Source organism: uncultured Succinatimonas sp., from assembly GCF_905203285.1.
Classification (GTDB): domain Bacteria; phylum Pseudomonadota; class Gammaproteobacteria; order Enterobacterales; family Succinivibrionaceae; genus Succinatimonas.
Genome location: NZ_CAJKVK010000008.1, coordinates 20623 through 37684, shown reverse-complemented (window position 1 = coordinate 37684; position 17062 = coordinate 20623). Strand labels below are relative to the sequence as shown.

Annotated in this window: 14 protein-coding genes and 3 tRNA genes; 7 read left to right on the top strand and 10 right to left on the bottom strand. The window is 43.5% G+C overall.

Annotated features, from left to right (window positions below):
- Positions 1 to 60: 60 nt before the first annotated feature.
- The 4 genes from QZ019_RS01965 to kduI all read left to right on the top strand — a co-directional run bounded on the left by QZ019_RS01965 (position 61) and on the right by kduI (position 1329).
- Positions 61 to 136, top strand: a tRNA-Ala gene (locus QZ019_RS01965).
- A gap of 87 nt (positions 137 to 223) precedes the next feature.
- Positions 224 to 299 (top strand) — tRNA-Ala (locus tag QZ019_RS01960).
- A gap of 16 nt (positions 300 to 315) precedes the next feature.
- A tRNA-Ala gene (locus QZ019_RS01955) sits at positions 316 to 390 on the top strand.
- 96 nt (positions 391 to 486) lie between these two features.
- A complete protein-coding gene (gene kduI, locus QZ019_RS01950) occupies positions 487 to 1329 on the top strand; it encodes a 5-dehydro-4-deoxy-D-glucuronate isomerase (RefSeq protein WP_294566521.1) in 843 nt (280 codons plus the stop codon).
- A gap of 34 nt (positions 1330 to 1363) precedes the next feature.
- Here kduI and QZ019_RS01945 read toward each other — a convergent pair whose 3' ends face one another.
- Complete coding sequence (locus tag QZ019_RS01945) at positions 1364 to 2776, bottom strand: MFS transporter (RefSeq protein WP_294566523.1); 1413 nt, start codon at positions 2774 to 2776, stop codon at positions 1364 to 1366.
- A 112-nt stretch (positions 2777 to 2888) separates the two neighbouring features.
- On the opposite strand from QZ019_RS01945, the gene hldE reads away from it, so the two are divergent.
- Together hldE and QZ019_RS01935 are read left to right on the top strand one after the other, a co-directional pair.
- The gene (gene hldE / locus QZ019_RS01940) at positions 2889 to 4313 is read left to right on the top strand and encodes a bifunctional D-glycero-beta-D-manno-heptose-7-phosphate kinase/D-glycero-beta-D-manno-heptose 1-phosphate adenylyltransferase HldE (protein WP_294566526.1); all 1425 of its coding nucleotides are present in this window, start codon (positions 2889 to 2891) and stop codon (positions 4311 to 4313) included.
- A gap of 10 nt (positions 4314 to 4323) precedes the next feature.
- Positions 4324 to 4752 carry a rhodanese-like domain-containing protein gene (locus QZ019_RS01935; RefSeq protein ID WP_295481931.1) on the top strand — a complete coding sequence of 143 codons (429 nt, stop codon included), beginning with the start codon at positions 4324 to 4326 and terminating at the stop codon, positions 4750 to 4752.
- Positions 4753 to 4831: 79 nt separating this feature from the next.
- Here the strand turns inward: QZ019_RS01935 and nagA are convergent, their stop codons facing one another.
- The 6 genes from nagA to QZ019_RS01905 form a co-directional block, all read right to left on the bottom strand.
- On the bottom strand, positions 4832 to 5959 hold the full coding sequence (gene nagA, locus QZ019_RS01930) for an N-acetylglucosamine-6-phosphate deacetylase (RefSeq protein WP_294566531.1): 1128 nt from the start codon (positions 5957 to 5959) through the stop codon (positions 4832 to 4834).
- Between the two features lie 209 nt (positions 5960 to 6168).
- Positions 6169 to 6762 (bottom strand): glucosamine-6-phosphate deaminase, encoded by a 594-nt coding sequence (gene nagB, locus QZ019_RS01925; RefSeq protein WP_295481928.1) that lies wholly within the window; start codon positions 6760 to 6762, stop codon positions 6169 to 6171.
- 74 nt (positions 6763 to 6836) lie between these two features.
- Complete coding sequence (locus QZ019_RS01920; protein WP_295481926.1) at positions 6837 to 8390, bottom strand: autotransporter outer membrane beta-barrel domain-containing protein; 1554 nt, start codon at positions 8388 to 8390, stop codon at positions 6837 to 6839.
- A 15-nt stretch (positions 8391 to 8405) separates the two neighbouring features.
- Entirely contained in the window at positions 8406 to 8528 is a 123-nt protein-coding gene (locus tag QZ019_RS01915; protein WP_295481924.1) for a hypothetical protein, read from the bottom strand.
- Positions 8529 to 8574: 46 nt separating this feature from the next.
- Positions 8575 to 9411, bottom strand: a complete 837-nt coding sequence (locus tag QZ019_RS01910) for a hypothetical protein (RefSeq protein WP_295481922.1) — start codon at positions 9409 to 9411, stop codon at positions 8575 to 8577.
- A 181-nt stretch (positions 9412 to 9592) separates the two neighbouring features.
- Positions 9593 to 12175: a glycogen/starch/alpha-glucan phosphorylase gene (locus QZ019_RS01905; protein WP_295481920.1), complete on the bottom strand. Its 2583-nt coding sequence runs from the start codon at positions 12173 to 12175 to the stop codon at positions 9593 to 9595.
- Between the two features lie 369 nt (positions 12176 to 12544).
- Between QZ019_RS01905 and QZ019_RS01900 the strand changes: the two genes are divergently transcribed.
- Complete coding sequence (locus QZ019_RS01900) at positions 12545 to 12868, top strand: thioredoxin family protein (protein WP_295481918.1); 324 nt, start codon at positions 12545 to 12547, stop codon at positions 12866 to 12868.
- A 44-nt stretch (positions 12869 to 12912) separates the two neighbouring features.
- Here QZ019_RS01900 and parE read toward each other — a convergent pair whose 3' ends face one another.
- From parE to QZ019_RS01885, 3 genes are all read right to left on the bottom strand, one after another.
- The gene (gene parE / locus QZ019_RS01895; RefSeq protein ID WP_295481916.1) at positions 12913 to 14832 is read right to left on the bottom strand and encodes a DNA topoisomerase IV subunit B; all 1920 of its coding nucleotides are present in this window, start codon (positions 14830 to 14832) and stop codon (positions 12913 to 12915) included.
- 84 nt (positions 14833 to 14916) lie between these two features.
- Positions 14917 to 16392 (bottom strand): HAMP domain-containing sensor histidine kinase, encoded by a 1476-nt coding sequence (locus tag QZ019_RS01890; protein WP_295481915.1) that lies wholly within the window; start codon positions 16390 to 16392, stop codon positions 14917 to 14919.
- Positions 16368 to 17051 (bottom strand): response regulator transcription factor, encoded by a 684-nt coding sequence (locus tag QZ019_RS01885; protein WP_294566552.1) that lies wholly within the window; start codon positions 17049 to 17051, stop codon positions 16368 to 16370. Before QZ019_RS01885 ends, QZ019_RS01890 begins: the two co-directional genes overlap by 25 nt.
- Between the last annotated feature and the right edge of the window lie 11 nt (positions 17052 to 17062).

Below are 17062 nucleotides of genomic sequence, written 5' to 3'. Positions count from 1 at the left end.
ATGCAAGAGGTCCGCGGTTCGATCCCGCGTAGCTCCACCAAATTCAGATTGTCCCGTCGTGGGGGTATAGCTCAGCTGGGAGAGCATCTGCTTTGCAAGCAGAGGGTCAGCGGTTCGATCCCGCTTACCTCCACCATTCAGCATTCACTTATTTTTGCGTGTGATCATTTGCTTTTATTGACACGTTAAGTTTTAAGCATATAATAAGTGTCTTATTGAATTTGGGGTTATAGCTCAGTTGGGAGAGCGCTTGCATGGCATGCAAGAGGTCCGCGGTTCGATCCCGCGTAGCTCCACCAAATTCAATCCCGTTGTGGGGGTATAGCTCAGTCGGGAGAGTGCCTGAATCGCATTCAGGAGGCAGCGGTTCGATCCCGCTTACCTCCACCATCAGCAAACTCTGAAATCCTTGCTCCATCAAATTTTTTCTCAAATCTTTACGCTATAATCGCTCCCATTATGTTTATTTTTCATAAGGAAAAGATTATGGATATCCGCTACAGTGCCAATCCTGAACACTTTAAACGCTTCACCACTGAAGAAATGCGTAAAGAATTTTTAATCGAAAAACTCTTTGAAGCCGATAAAGTCCTTGTTACCTATTCTCATGTCGACAGAATGTGCGCTTTCGGATGCATGCCGGTAAACCGCGCTGTCGCTCTTGATGACGGAATTGATTGTTATCATAACTTCGGAACCCACTACATTTTAGAGCGCCGTGAAATGGGTGTTTTCAACGTCGGAGGTCCCGGTACAGTAAAGTGCGACGGAACCGAATATCACATGGGTTTTGAAGACTGCTTATATATAACTATGGGCACAAAAGAAGTAATCTTCTCAAGCGATGATCCTAAAAACCCCGCTAAATTCTATATGGCCTCGGCACCGGCTCACTGCTCCTATACCACGACTTTTATTCCGATGAGCAAAGCCAATCACCGTCCTTGCGGCTCTCCTGAGACCGCCAACGATCGCGTCATCAATCAGTTCATCCACCCTGACGTATTAAAGACCTGCCAATTGTCCATGGGTCTTACTCAATTAAAGAAAGGATCCGTATGGAACACCATGCCGGCACATACCCACGAACGCCGCATGGAACTTTACTTCTACTTTGAAATCCCTGAAGATCAGGCGGTTTTTCATATGATGGGAACCCCGCAGGAAACCCGTCATATCATTATGCACAATGAACAGGCCGTAATCGGTCCGTCTTGGAGTATCCATTCAGGATGCGGCACTTCAAATTACACCTTCATCTGGGCAATGGTAGGTGAAAACCAGGAATTTGACGATATGGACAATATCGCAATTAAAGATTTGCGCTAACCTTTTTAAAGACTCTGGAAACGGGGTCTTACCTCTAATTTTTATTAGCCTTTCCTAAATTTACTAAATCTCGCCCAGCAAACAGACGATTTTCAATATTCTCAATTGACGAGTCATTGGTATTGGGCACGAAATTATAAGTTATATTGCATAAAACCGCTGCCGCAATAAACTCTATAAAGAAAAGTCCCTTAAAATCAAGCGACATAATTACTGACAAGAAAATTTGCAGACAGAGCAAAATCGTTACGTAATTTACCAAAAGAACCATTGCCGTTCCGAATTCTCTGCCGCGCAGCGGAATAACCTCACACACAAGCACGGCCATAAAACAGCACAAAAATACGGAAGCGGCATAAATAAACATCACGATTAAAATTGAAATAATCGCCATGCTGACAATTTCAATTTCACTAAAAGAAATTAAGCTTAAGCCAAGCAATGTAATTGCGGAAACCACCGCGCTTATTATCATCGGAATTCTTCTGCCGCATCTGTCTACGGTAAACATCGCGGAAACGGCACCAAAAAGAGCTACCGTAAGCGACGCTTTTAACAGATCGTATGAATACGAGAACATATAAAAGTTATCGCTGTAGCTGGTCTTTATCATCAAATCGGAAAAAGTATAAGGCAGGATAACGACGCCGCTTAATTGAATAAATAAAACCAAAGTCAAAAGCAGCCAGACAATCTTACGGAAATTGGTATTCTGCAAAAAAAGCTCGGATCCTTTTTCTTCACCGCGGCAGCATTCATTCACTCCGGCAAGCTCACGTGCCGCAATTCCCATATCGTTGCGCAGGGAAAACAATACGGATAACGCGGCATCATAATATCCTGATAAAGCAAGCCAACGCGGGCTTTCAGGCAACTTTAAAATTGCCAGAACCAAAGCAAGGATATGGATCATCACAAGCAGCAGGTATAAAGGAAAGCCTTCGCCGCTAGGTCTTAAATCAGGTGTGAAAATACCGATTTCCACGCCAAGTAAAAAGGCAACCGGCAACAGGCAAGCGCAAAAACCGCGATTTGACGGCAAGGTTATCTCGCAAATATAGATTAAAGAGGACAGCGTATATAAGGAAAAAGCCAATCCCATTACCAATAATGAGCATAGATATACGCTAAAAGACGGGGAAAATACCGTAGCAAGACTGCTTCCTGCGCCTAATGCGGCACTGCCTATTAAAGTGATGCGCCGCCCCGCACCTGCGCATAGTCCCGATCCTAAAAATGCGCCTAAAATACCGCCTAGAATAAAGGTTCCGAAAACTACATCGATTTCACTTTCGCCTAAAATATAAAAATCGGTAATGTACTGTAAATTGACAAATAAAGCACCTAAAGAATAACCGAAGATTATTGACAGTACCGCAACGATAACCGCAAAAGGCAAAGGACGCAGCGAACTGCCTGACAATTGCTGAAAAATTGTTTTACGCATGATTTTTTAAAACTTGGATTAACTTTAATAATTTAACACATTTTTACCTCTTGTAGGACAAGCAGACCGAAGGCATATATAATTACAGAAAAAATTAGGAGTTTTGGTGTTTATGAGTACTCTTTCTGTTCCTCTTTTCAACGGCCGCGTTACCGTCATAGGTGATGTCATGCTCGATCGCTACTGGTCAGGGCCTTCCAAGCGCATTTCTCCCGAGGCTCCCGTTCCGGTCGTAAAAATTGACAAACGAGAAGACCGAGCCGGCGGTGCCGCCAACGTCGCCATCAATATCGCTGCATTAGGCGCGCCTTGCTCGTTGGTAGGAATCATCGGCAATGATGAGGCAGGAGAACAATTAAACGCACTGGTCACCTCAAAACACATCGATACTGATTTTATTAAAGCCGAAAATCTGCCTACGATTACCAAATTGCGAGTTTTATCCCGTAATCAGCAGCTTTTGCGCCTTGACTTTGAAGAAGGTTACTCCGATGTCGATCACGGCTTAATCATGCAGACACTGCGTAAAGCATTGCGCAACTCAAAAGTTCTTATCTGCTCTGATTACGGCAAAGGAGCACTTGCCTGCGTGCCTTTAATGATAAAAGCCGCACGCGATCTTAAAATTCCGGTTTTAATCGATCCTAAAGGCACCGACTTCAACCGTTACCGCGGAGCTACCTTATTAACGCCCAATATGGCTGAATTTCAAGCAGTGGCAGGCATAGTTAAAGATGAAGAAGATCTGGTCAAAAAAGCGCTTAAAATGATTGCCGATTTTGACTTAAGCGCACTGCTTGTCACTCGATCTGAAGACGGTATGTCTTTAATCCGCCCCGGTCTTCCTCCCGTGCACCTGCCTACTCACGCCCGTGAGGTTTACGACGTCACCGGTGCCGGCGATACCGTTATTGCAACTTTAGCTGCAGGACTTGCTGCAGGGCTTGATCTTATAAGCGCCTGCGAAATATCCAACCGTGCCGCCGGTATCGTAGTCGGCAAACTCGGAACTTCAACTGCAAGTCCTCAAGAATTAAAGCAAGAAATCGAGGGAACTCATCGTGTAGGCGGCGTTATAAACGAAGACGATCTGTTAACTGTCGTAAACACCCTAAAATCTCAGCAAAAACGTATTGTCATGACTAACGGATGCTTTGATATCATCCATAAAGGTCATGTTGATTATTTAAAGCGTGCTCGCGCTTTAGGCGATGTTTTAATCGTTGCCGTAAACTCCGATGAATCAGTGCAAAAATTAAAAGGCCCGACCCGCCCTATCGTGACCTTAAATGATCGTATGGAGGTTCTTGAGGCATTAGGCTGCGTTGATTTCGTCGTGCCTTTTTCTGAGGAAACTCCGCAGCGGCTTATCGCCAAAATTCTGCCGGATATTTTGGTTAAAGGCGGAGACTACACCGTAGAACAGATTGCAGGACATAAAGAAGTACTGGCAAACGGCGGTAAAGTTATTATCCTGCCTTTTGTTGCAGGTAAATCTACGACTAATATCGTTAAAAAAATTAAAGAAAGCAATTAAACAGAGTGTTATGAAAAAGGCAATTTTAATTTCCTGCCTAATCGGAGGCTTTACTTTTATGTTTCCGTCTTTTGCGGTAAGTAATTCAGAAAAACTGCTTAGTGAATACACCATGCCTGCAGGCTATAGTGAAGTTTCGCAGAATATCGCTTACGCGCTTATAGAAAAGAATAAAGGTGTTCTGATTGACGTCAGAAGTCCTGAAGAATTTGCCGAAGGACACATTGAGGGCGCAATCAATATTCCGGTTGAAACCATAAAAGACGGACAAATTCTCCAAGAGGCACCAGACCTGAATAAACCGCTTCTTTTATACTGCAGAACTGGAAGAAGAGCGACGGTTGCAGGTCAATATCTTGTTAACGCAGGATATAAATACGTCGTCAATTTCGGCGGAGTGTCAACCTGGCAATACGGATTAATCCAGGACAACGATTAAGTGCAAACGGCGCGAATGCCTTTGCCTTTATTGCTGATTTAAAATAGCGGCACGACCACCAAAGTGCCGCTATTTTTTCTTAAATTTCATTAAACAGCCACTTGCCGCGCAGCAGCAGCGCTTTAATATCCAAATTGTCATCAAGCAACAGCAAATCTGCCTGTTTTCCCGGTTCAATGGTTCCGACTTTATCCAAAATCTTTATGGATCGAGCCGGATTATAAGTAGCGCAACGTACCGCGCTTTCAAGCGCAATACCCATCTTTTGCACGGCTGTCTTCATACAGGAAAAAAGGTTCGTAGCAGATCCGGCAATGGTGCCGTTATCTAAAAGAGCTTTACGATGCGTAACGGTTACCTTCTGTCCGCCCAGCTGATATACGCCGTCTTCAAGTCCACAAGCCATCATCGAATCGGAAATTAAAATCATGCGATCTGCTCCGAAAAGACGAAAAGCCGCCCGTACCGCCGCGGGATGAACATGAATACCGTCGCAGATAATTTCAGCTTCACACCAGTTAGCGTCAGATCCTGCCGCAATAGGACCGGGATCGCGATGATAAAGAGGCGGCATGGCATTATACAAATGCGTAAGATGCGTAGCACCTTCAGCAATTGCTTTTACTGCAGTATCGTAGTCACAGCAGGTATGAGCAATTGAGCACAGAACCTCATCTTTAAGCTTTGCGATAACGTTAAGAGCATTTTCAGTATCCGGGGCAATGGCAAGCAATTTGATTTTATTTCCGGACGCTGCTTGAGCTTTTCTGAAAAACTCAGCATCAGGCTTCATCACAAAATCAGGATTTTGCGCTCCGAGTTTTTGCGCTGACAAAAAAGGTCCTTCCATATTGATGCCGACTAACGAAGAACACTTGTCATCAGGTTTAAAATCCCGAGCGTTGGCGCAAGCTTTTAAAATATCCTCTTTCCCCATCGTCATGGTAGCAGGACAAATTGAAGTTACCCCGACACTTGCCTCATATGCAGCAATACTGCGCAAAGCCTCTTTAGTCCCGTCCATAAAATCATATCCCACGGCTCCGTGAAAATGGATATCAATAAGTCCGGGAATAGCATACAGACCTTTTGCGTCAATTTTTGACACATCCGGAGAAACTGCGGCAAATTGTTCTTTATCCACACAAATTTCTCCGTCTTTAAAAATAAATTCAGGCGTAAAAACTTTAGCATTTACAATTTTCATAACAATCAGTATTGCAGCTTCCCGTAAAAAAGGAAAACCGGCTTTGCCTCCGTAACTTTTTCTTTTTATTGTATAACTTAAACTAATGACAGCGCTTCTTCATCCGCGACCAAAATTACATCCTGATGGTGCTGTAATACCGAAGATGGAACTTGCTCTGTTACGGTGCCGCAAAAAGCTTTATAAACTGCCTCTGCCTTATGAATACCTTAAGCAATAAGCAAGATCCTGCGGGCATTCATGATGGTCTTAATGCCCATGGTATACGCCTTGCGCGGAACCTCATCAATACTGCTGAAAAAACGCTTATTTGCATCAATAGTGCTATAACTTAAATCCACGCAATGAGTAGTGCTGTCAAATGAACTTCCCGGCTCATTAAAGCCGATATGTCCGTTCCGTCCGATCCCTAAAAGCTGAATGTCAACTCCGCCTAAACTTTCTATAACCTTTTCATAACGAGTGCACTCAGCGTCCGCATCAGGATTTTTACCGTCAGGAATATTGATATTGCCGGGTTTTATATTGATATAGTCAAAAAGATTACGGTGCATAAAGTAAGCATAACTTTGAGCGCTGTCTATTCCCAAACCGCAATACTCATCCAAATTTACGGTCTTAACTTTAGAAAAATCCAGCTCTCCCTTGTTATACCGTTCAATTAATTGCTGATACATTCCGATAGGACTTGATCCTGCCGCAAGGCCCAAAACACACTCAGGTTTTATACGCACTTGCTCAGACACGATCTCAGCTGCCTTTAAGCTTAAATCATGATAATTTTTGACCCGATAAATGCGCATCTTAACTGCCTGTCTAGGTTTTCTTTTTTGCTTACTTTAAACCGGTTTATTTGAAAATTATTCAACTAAACAGCTTAAAATGCATACTCTTCCTGTAATTTTAAACTCTCTCCTTCACGCTGACCGAAATAACCGCGAAACCTTACGTCCATAAGCCAAGGTGAATCTTTCTTGGCAAAACGTAAACCTATCTCTCCGATACCGGTACTGCCGCGTAATTTATTTTCGGCATGAATTTCATAACCGTTAACCGTCACGTCGGAATCAGGAGAAAAGTCATATTCATATGCAGCTCCGATATAGCCTTGTGCAATCTCGGTTGAAGGGAGATACAAACGCAAGCCGGTACGGACCCTGCTGTTGTCAACGCTCTCAAAGCTAAAATCAGCAAAATCATCTTTTGCCCTGACATTTGCATCGTCAGAAGGTAAATGAGTATAGAAGTATTTACCGAAAAGCTCTAATTTACCCCAATCCGCTATCGGGAATAACCAGCCTAAGCCGGCATGAGCTCCTATGTAATAAGATCTTATAGAATAACCGTAATTGTTGCCGTCAGCTCCGATAAGTCCATGATCTATTTCATTATATAAATGACCTGCGCGTAATGAGCCTTCAAAATAAGCTCCGCAAGGCAACAAGAAGCGAGTAGAAGATCCAAGTCCCCAATATCTGATTCTGCCGTCAACGGATCGGGTTACAGAGCCAAAGCGCATCGACTCGCTGAAATCTCCTTCTCCAAGTTCAGCAAATAAATTAATTCTAAAAAGATTGTCTTTAAAATAAGTACTGTTTGCCATACCCGCGATAAAGTTAAAGCCGTCAACTTCCAATCTTCCTGAAGACTCATATTTAACATTGGCATTATTAATCACGGCAAAAGTACGAGGACCCCACTGATAATCATGAGGCGGTTCAAAAAGTGTATCTCCGACCAGCTCCGCAGCCTGTCCTAAAAAGGTCACCGACATATTGCGATTATTACTGACAATCTCCATCTGCGAGCTTTGTTCCGTCTTTTCTTCCAAGGTTAAAACAACCGATCCGCCATCACCGTTTGCATCGGGTTCATTCGTAACATAGCCCTTAACATCTTCGGTAAGTGATGAAGAAAATGAGACTTCCTGCCCTTTACCGTCATAAACCGGATTAAATTTAACCTTATCAACGCTATTAACCAAAGTCATTGACTCGCCAAGATGCGAATCAATTCCGCCTGTAAAAATAAAGGAATCATTGCCAACAATAAATGAAGTAACGCTTATATCAGTTTCACCTGAATCAATCAGCAAATCCTCAATAAAATCATCGTAGTACGGCTGATGTTGAATTTTTAAAATCGTTGCCCCGTTTTCCCAGGCAATATTAGAAAATTTAATGCCCTCAAAATTAGAAACAGATGAAACCTGACCTTTCCATCTATCCAATAAAAGAACATTATCAGAAAATATTCCGGATCCTTTTGCGCCTATAAAATAAACCTTAGATAATCCTGTTGCATCAAACTCATTATCCCCAATCAGGCTGACACTATTATCATGCGCACTTCCATCTTCAACCATAGCTGCACAAATAAACGCTGCATGTTTATTATCACCAAAATCAAATTTAGTATTATTTAATATCACCTGATTTCCGGATACCTATCCGTTATCAACATACGCACCGTAAATATACACAGATCCGTTTTCATTTGTTATTGTCGAATTATCAATGCTGACAACACTATCTTTTGCCGTTCCTGCGACATTGTGAGCAGCATACACTGCGGCACTTAAATTGATTGTGGAATTTTTAATTGATACATAGTTATTAGAAATAATGAGAACATACCGGTGAATTAGATTCAGCAGCCACTACCGTCATTTCAAGAGAAAGATCGGAGTCTGAAATATCAATATAGTTATTTTCAGCATTTCCTGCCTTAGAATGTGCGGCATTCAGCCATTCAAACTTTCCTTCTTTTAAATTTTTTATGGTTATGCCGTTATTTAATATATCTCCGTTATCAGCATAAGCCGCTTGCAATTCAACTTTACAATCATCTGTAAAGGTTCCGCCCGTTACCGTAATATTGTTATTTTCAAGCCTGTTTTCAGTTCCTAATAGATCTTCAGAATTCTGTTCTGCGGCAAATAACATTACATGACCTGCAAAATTACCGCCAGACACTTCTACTGAATTATTACTAAGCTTTCCTGTACCTCTTGCCGCATACAAACTATAGACATTTTTCTCTACCTTTCCCGCAAAATCCCCACCGGTAATTTTTATCTTATTAAATTCAGCGCTAACATCAGAGCCTGACGATGCCGCCAATATAATGTCATGAAAAACATGAAAATTACCTTTACTGATAATTAAAGTATTATTTTCCTGCACAGATCCTTGAGATGAAGAGTAAAACTCAAAATCTTTGTCCTCCGGATTACAGGCAAAATAAAATGTATTGCCGGAAGAGCCTTGCCCAGAAAAAACGTTATCACTATTATTCGTTGCCCATTGGTTTAAATCTGACCATTTATCGATATTAAAGGTTTGTGCACTTACAACAGATGTAAAACCCACATAAAAAAGTACCGCAACAGTAAGCGGTTTTACCCTGAATGCACAATTAAAATCACCGGAAATATTTCTAGTTTTTCCCATTTAAAAAATACCAATATAAATTTAAACCGTTGAAATACTATCTTATTTTGCTGTCATCCCTTATTAAGTTGAGAGTTTTTCGCACCAAAAATTTAATACAAAACAAAAAATTAAATAAAAAAAACGGATCCTGTTTTTAGCAAGATCCGCTTCTTTTTTAATTTAAACGAAAAATCTTTGTTTAAATTTCGTCTTTAATTTCGTAGTTCTTAAGCTTCCAGATATTGTGGACATAATCCTCAATAGAGCGATCGGAGCTGAACTTACCCATAGATGCTGAATTCATAATCGCGGCATGAGCCCAGCGTGCCTTATCGGCATACATTTCCTCAGCGCGCTTATGTGCGGCACAATATGAAGCAAAGTCGGCAAGAACCATATAAGGATCACCGCCTTCAAGCAAGGAATGCTTAATGGATGCTAAAGCCTGACGATCTTCTGTAGTGAAGTAATCGCTGTCAAGCCAATCGATAACGGCTCTTAAATCCTGATTTGAATTATAGAAATCCCAAGGATTGTAGCCTTTCTCCTTCAACTCCTGAACATCCTTTACGGACATACCGAATATGAAGTTGTTCTCAACACCGGCCTCAGCGACAATCTCAATATTAGCGCCGTCCATGGTTCCCAGGGTCAAAGCACCGTTCATGGAGAACTTCATATTGGAAGTACCTGAAGCTTCATAACCTGCAGTTGAAATCTGCTCTGAAATATCAGCGGCAGGAATAATCTTCTCGGCAAGAGAGACGCGGTAGTTAGGCATGAATACGACCTTTAACTGATTACGGATACGGTAATCGTTATTGATCTTATCGCCGATAACGTTAATTGCGTAAATGATGTTCTTGGCCAAAGTATAAGCAGGAGCAGCTTTAGCGCCGAAAATAAAGACCTGCGGGACAATGCGCATTGCAGGATCGGCAAGAAGCTTACGGTATAAGTAAAGAATATACAGTAAGTTCAAATGCTGGCGCTTGTACTCATGCAGACGCTTAATCTGCACGTCAAACATAGCATGCGGATCGACCTCAACGCCGCACTGCTTCTTGATTTCAGCTGCAAGCGCGACTTTATTCTTGAACTTAATGTCCATAAAGCGCTTTTGGATCTGAGGGTCGTCGGCATAAGGACGCAAAGCGGCGCATGAATCAAGATGCAGCGGCCAATCTTTGCCGGCAATTTCGTTATAAAGCTCGGCAAGTCCCGGGTTGCAGGCAAGCATCCAGCGACGCGGAGTTACGCCGTTAGTAACGTTGCAGAAACGGTCAGGCCACAAAGCGCTGAATTCAGGGAACAAATTCTCGCGGACGAGTTTTGAATGGATCTCGGCAACGCCGTTAATCTTACGGGAAGCGATAACAGCAAGATTTGCCATTCTGACCATCTTGCACGGACCTTCCTCAATAATGGAAAGCTTTCTCTTCTTCTCGTCGTCGCCCGGCCACTTGGCTTCAACTACGTCATTTAAGAAGCGGTAGTTGATTTCATAAATGATTTCAAGGTGACGCGGCAAAAGCTTCTCGAAAATATAAACGGGCCACTTCTCCAATGCCTCAGGCAACAAAGTGTGGTTGGTGTATGAGAATACTTCGGTTACGATTTCCCATGCGGCATCCCAGCTGATGCCTTCCTCATCAACCAAAAGACGCATTAACTCAGGAATAGCGATAACCGGGTGGGTATCGTTTAACTGAATTGCAATCTTCTTGGCAAATTCACCGTAATCATGGAAATGAGTGCGGTTGTAGCGGCGCAGAATATCGCGCAATGAGCAGGATGAGAAGAAATACTGCTGAGTCAAACGCAGCATCTTACCTGCCTCGGTTGAATCGTTAGGATACAAGACCTTGGAAATGGTCTCGACGGCTGCTTTCTCGTTCTGGGCGTCGACGTAGCCGCCGGCGTTGAATACGTCCCAGTTAAATGACTCGGTAGGACGGGATTCCCACAAACGCAAAATAGTAACGGATGCACCGCGGAAACCGACAACGGGAATATCCCAAGGTACGCCCTTAATTACGTGCTCGGGGTGCCATACTTTACGGATAGAGCCATCAGGTGCGGTCTGAGTTTCGACAAAACCGCCGATAGGGACTTCCTGAACTGACTCAGGACGGCAGACCTCCCAAGGGCAGCCGTATTCACGCCAGGAATCAGGACGCTCAATCTGTCGGCCTTCACGGATTTCCTGACGGAACAAACCGTTTTCATAATGAATGCCGTAGCCTACTGAAGGATAAGCTAAAGTTGCCAAGGAATCCATGAAGCAGGCGGCAAGACGGCCTAAACCGCCGTTTCCTAATGCCATATCGGTTTCTTCTTCACAGATTTCATTGATATCAATACCCAATTCCTGCAATGCGGATTTGGCGGTATTGTAAACTTCAAGGCTTACCAAATTATTTACGGTAAGGCGGCCCATCAAGAACTCGGCGGATAAATAGTGAACGGCACGAGTATCTTTAGTAGCGTGAGTGTACTGAGTCTGGGTAAGACGATCGAAAATTAATTCATTTGCAGTTGCCACCAATGCCTGCCACCATGCAAGCTTGCTGGCCTTTTTCTCAGAGGTTCCGATGGTGCAGCGTAAATGATGCACAATCTTTTCTTTAAAAACGTTTACGTCGAGCTTTAAGGAATTCTTGTCCGCACCGGCATCAACTTTAGCTGCCGTAACGGCTTTGTTTTCTGCCAAGCTGACTGCTTTTTTTACTGAACGCTTATTTCCGGCGGAACTTTTAGCTCCGGAGCTTCTAACGGCCATCTATGCCTCCTGAAGACATGTTGACTTCATCCTTTTAAGTTAAAGGATGCCTAAAATGCCAATTAAAAATTCTATTTTTAACCAGTAAAGTTTTGCGCTCTCGTCTTTGACCTTAATAATCAAAAACTTAAGCGCAATTTAAAATTCATTTAAAAACGGGTCGAAAATTTCCCGCATGTTTAAAATGAGTATATTTATTTGATTATAACATTTTTTAGACTAAACAGCGCCAACATCTGAATTAACGAGGTTACTTCCGTATAGTCAAATGACAATTTACGCCACTTACGAGAATTTCTCATTTAAAAAATGTTAAATCTCGATTCTGCTACTATTAAAAATCGTCGTAACAAACAAAAGGAAAAAGCCATGGCACTTATTGCAATCAACTCAGTACAGGATTTTGAAGACAAAGTAGAAAACAGCAAAGCTACCGTAATTGCAGGATTTACCGCAGATTGGTGTCCTCACTGCAAAAAACTTGCGCCCTACATTCAGCAATTTGCCGACATGATGCCTGATTTAACCATCGCCCGCGTTGACGTTGACAAAGCAGAAGCGGTAAGCGAGAAATACTCCATCATGACCATTCCGACTTTATGCGTATTCAAGGAAGGAAAAATGATTGCCTCTAAAATGGTTGCCAATTCACAGCCGCATGAAATAGAGGCGTTTATCAAAGAGAACCTGTAAAAGACTTTATGACTTTACGTGCAGGAATCTCCTGCACGTTTCTATCAATCGATTAACTCGGCTTTATCGCCGTTCTTTTCAAGCCACAATCTTCGATCCGCCGCGCGCTTTTTAGATAACAGCATATCCATTAAAGCGTAAACGGGACCGTCACCTAAATCTTCAAGCGTAAGCTGCATTAAGCGACGTGAATCAGGAGACAAAGTAGTCTCGCGAAGCTGCTCAGGATTCATCTCGCCCAAACCTTTAAAGCGCTGGATTCTAATATTTTCGGCTTTGATGCCGCGCTTTAAGAACTGCTTTTGCTTTAAAGCAAGCTCCTCATCATCAAGCGCGTATTCTTTGATTTTGCCGCAATCAAGGCGATATAAAGGCGGGCATGCAACATAAACGTGCCCCGCGCGTACCAAGGCAGGGAAATGCTTAACAAAAAGTGCGCACAAAAGCGTACCGATATGCAAACCGTCAGAATCGGCATCTGCAAGAATGCAGATTTTGTCATAGCGTAAATTGGTTAAATCATCGCTGTCAGGATCAAGCCCCATGGCAACGGAAATGGCGCGGATTTCCTCGGAGGCAAGAGCCGTATTAGCCGACACTTCCCATGTGTTTAAAATTTTGCCGCGCAAAGGCAAAATGGCCTGATAACTTGAATCACGAGCCTGACGCGCCGAGCCGCCTGCCGAATCACCCTCAACGATAAAAAGCTCGCCGCGTGAAGGATCGGTCGAGGTGCAGTCAACGAGCTTTCCGGGAAGCTGCGGACCGCGTACGCTCTTTTTGCGCTCTACGACTTTAGCTGCGCTTTCACGGCGTTTTGCCGACTCGATAATAAGTTTTGCGACCGATTTGCCGACTTCGGTATGAGAGTTAAAGTACAAAGCGGCAGCATCTTTAACGATACCTTCAACAAGTGAGGCGCATTGACGGGATGACAATTTTTCCTTGGTTTGTCCCGCAAATTGAGGATCTTGAATTTTTACAGCCAAAACAAACGAACAATGTGCCCAAACATCATCGGCAACCAGCTTTAAATTGCGCGGCAGCAAAGCGTGCAGATCACAAAACTCACGCAATGCAATCAAAAGTCCCGAACGAAAACCGTTGACATGCGTACCACCTTCCGGAGTCGGGATCAAGTTGACAAAAGACTCGTGCAAAAGCTTATCCGCACTGTCAACGTTCCATGTTACCGCCCACTCGACTTCCGATTCAGGCTGAGAAAAACTGCCGTCAAAAGGAGGATTGGGAACTATTTCGGCATCCTGCGTCTGCGTTAAAAGATAAGAGCTAAGAGAGCCTTCATGATGCCACTCTTCCTCTTTGCCTGAATTCTCATCCTTAAACACCACGCTAAGGCCTTTACACAAAACGGCCTTTGCCCGCAATAAATGCGTCAGCGCCTTAACGTTAAAGGCGATACTGTCAAAATATTTTTCATCAGGCCAAAAACGGATAGCGGTTCCGGTTCTTGATTTGGGGCATGTGCCTATAACCTTCAAATCTTCAACTTTCTCGCCGCCTGCGTAAATTATTGAATAAACCTGCCCGTCACGGGATACTTTAGCTTCAAGGCGTTTTGACAAAGCGTTGACCACGCTTACACCCACGCCGTGCAAACCGCCTGAAAACGCATAATTTTCGTTTGAAAACTTACCGCCGGCGTGAAGCTTTGAAAAAATAAGCTCAATTGCCGGGATCTTCTCGGTAGGATGCAGATCAACCGGCATACCGCGGCCGTTGTCAATTACTTCAAGCGAACCGTCTTTATATAAATTTACTTCAATCTTCGTGGCAAAACCGGCTAAAGCTTCGTCAACACTGTTATCAATTACTTCCATACCCAAATGATTGGGGTTTTGGGTATCCGTGTACATACCGGGGCGACGGCGTACCGGTTCAAGACCTTCTAATACTTCAATGGAAGCGCCGGTATATTCATTAATCTGCTGTTCTTTGGTCATGCGCGTTTTAACTTAAAGATATAAATGAGCCTTAAATTTCCTCCTGAATTTTAGCACAAGCTAAAATTTCTTGAAAAAAGGCTTTTACGCTATGTGCTTTTTAACCTTGATTTGAGCGCAGAGTCCGCCTTCCTTTTGATTTACAAGCTTAACTTCAGCTCCCGCTCGTTTGGCTGCGGCTTTGGCTATGGCAAGCCCAAGACCCGTTCCCGGAACTTTGGCGCTGTCGCCTCCCACTCTAAAGAAAGGCGTAAATACGCTTTCTAAATATTCCTTAGAAATTCCGGGGCCCGTATCTTTAACTTCCAAAATAAGGAATTCCCCATCTTCTTTGCAAGTTAAATCCACTCTGCCGCCTTCAGGCGTATATTTAATAGCGTTTACGGTAAAGTTATTTAAAACGCACTTTAAGTCAGAAAGAGAAGAAAAAGCCGTAAAATTCATGGGACCGTCAACCCCGAAATCAATATCCTTTTCCTCGGCAAGCGGACTTAACTCTTCAATAAGTGAAATAAATAAATTTTCAATATCACATGGAGCGAGCACCGTCTGCTCTTTGTTGTTCTGCATACGGGTAAGGGACAAAAGCGCGTTCATTAAATCCTTTTCCCGCTCGATGCTTTGTCTTAGCGCTTTAAGCTTCTCTTTTGCCTTTGACGGTAAATCTTCATCTGCAAGGCTTTCAGCCTGTAAAGACAATGCGGTAAGCGGTGTTCTCATTTCATGAGCGGCATCGGCAATAAAACGCTGCTGCACCGCCATGCTCTCCTCCACTTTGTCAAATAAGCGGTCAATGGCGCCTATAAATGAATCAAGCTCTGAAGGGATGTAGCCTTTATGCTCCGATACGATAGGACTTAAATCATTTTCCTTGCGTTTATCAAGCTTAAGCGCTAAGGCTTTAACCGCTTTAAAGGTCAAATTAACGCTTATGATAACTATGGGAATATAAATTAAAAGCAGCGCTAAAAACTCATAAAAAGAAGTATTAAGCGCTTTGGCGCTGATGTCGTTGACAACATCTAAAGGACGGGCCACCACAAAACGTTCACCGTCTGTCTTTGTCGCCACGAAAACACGAGTACGGTTATCGGAAATCAGCACGGTATAAAAACCGTCCGCAATTCCCGCAGGAAGGAATATATTATTGCGTGACTGTCCGTAAAGCGGAGCGATGACGATATCAAAGCGACGCGTGGACAAATCGCCAAGCGAGGGAATCTCCGCAGGCGGGGGAGGCGGCGGACGCATTCTGCCGTGCTCGATATTTTGCTCTTCAATAATTATTTCAGAGTTGCCGCCCATATGATGTCGGCGGAAAAACATACGCCGATGTGCCTGACGCGGACCTTCCCAGCGCTTGGGAATCAGCATGTTGTAATTAATTACCGTCGCAGCGATTTGCGACAGCTCTTCATCAATAAAATTTAAAGTCTCATTTTTAACTGAATAATAAGACCATAAGCTGGCGCCGACTGCCGCCAGGAAACCGAGGCAAGAGAAAATTAAGATAAGACGAAACTTAAGCGATCGCCCTATGCTTCTTTTGCCACTTTCCACCCGACACCCCGAACGTTCTTAATATGACTTGCGCCGATTTTCTTTCTTAAAGAATGAATGATAAATTCAACCGCGTTGCTTTCAACTTCCTCGTCATAGCTGTAAATGCGCTGTTCAAGCGCCTCACGCGACAATACCGCGCCGGGGCGCTGCATCAAAGCTTCAAGCAAAGAAAACTCACGGGAAGTTAATGAGACTTCACGGCTTTCGTTTTCTTCTTTTACGGTTAAAAGATGCTCAACCGGATCTAAAGTAAGCACGCCGTTAGTCAAAAGATTGTCAATTTTTTCGCTATTACCCGTGCTTCTACGCAGCACCGCTCTTATTCTTGCCAAAAGCTCGGTAAAATCAAAAGGCTTTACCAAATAATCATCCGCGCCTTTATCAAGTCCGCTTACTCTGTCGGCAATCGCGTCACGGGCGGTAAGTACGATAACGGGACTTTTTATTTTCTGCGCGCGCCATTTGCCTAAAAGAGACATACCGTCAAGCCCCGGCAGGCCTAAATCAAGCAAAATGCAATCGTAATCCACGTCTTCAGGAGCATACAAAGCAGTATTGCCGTCCTGAAACCAGTCAACGGCGTAAGACTTGCTCTCAAGGCCTTCTTTTACGGCCTGGCCAATCATCCTATCGTCTTCAACCAGCAGAATGCGCATCTTTCTCTCCT

Coding starts and splice junctions, on each gene's coding strand:
- kduI (WP_294566521.1), top strand. CDS start 487: ATGGATATCCGCTACAGTGCCAATCCTGAACACTTTAAACGCTTCACC.
- QZ019_RS01945 (WP_294566523.1), bottom strand. CDS start 2,776: ATGCGTAAAACAATTTTTCAGCAATTGTCAGGCAGTTCGCTGCGTCCT.
- hldE (WP_294566526.1), top strand. CDS start 2,889: ATGAGTACTCTTTCTGTTCCTCTTTTCAACGGCCGCGTTACCGTCATA.
- QZ019_RS01935 (WP_295481931.1), top strand. CDS start 4,324: ATGAAAAAGGCAATTTTAATTTCCTGCCTAATCGGAGGCTTTACTTTT.
- nagA (WP_294566531.1), bottom strand. CDS start 5,959: ATGAAAATTGTAAATGCTAAAGTTTTTACGCCTGAATTTATTTTTAAA.
- nagB (WP_295481928.1), bottom strand. CDS start 6,762: ATGCGCATTTATCGGGTCAAAAATTATCATGATTTAAGCTTAAAGGCA.
- QZ019_RS01910 (WP_295481922.1), bottom strand. CDS start 9,411: ATGGGAAAAACTAGAAATATTTCCGGTGATTTTAATTGTGCATTCAGG.
- QZ019_RS01905 (WP_295481920.1), bottom strand. CDS start 12,175: ATGGCCGTTAGAAGCTCCGGAGCTAAAAGTTCCGCCGGAAATAAGCGT.
- QZ019_RS01900 (WP_295481918.1), top strand. CDS start 12,545: ATGGCACTTATTGCAATCAACTCAGTACAGGATTTTGAAGACAAAGTA.
- parE (WP_295481916.1), bottom strand. CDS start 14,832: ATGACCAAAGAACAGCAGATTAATGAATATACCGGCGCTTCCATTGAA.
- QZ019_RS01885 (WP_294566552.1), bottom strand. CDS start 17,051: ATGCGCATTCTGCTGGTTGAAGACGATAGGATGATTGGCCAGGCCGTA.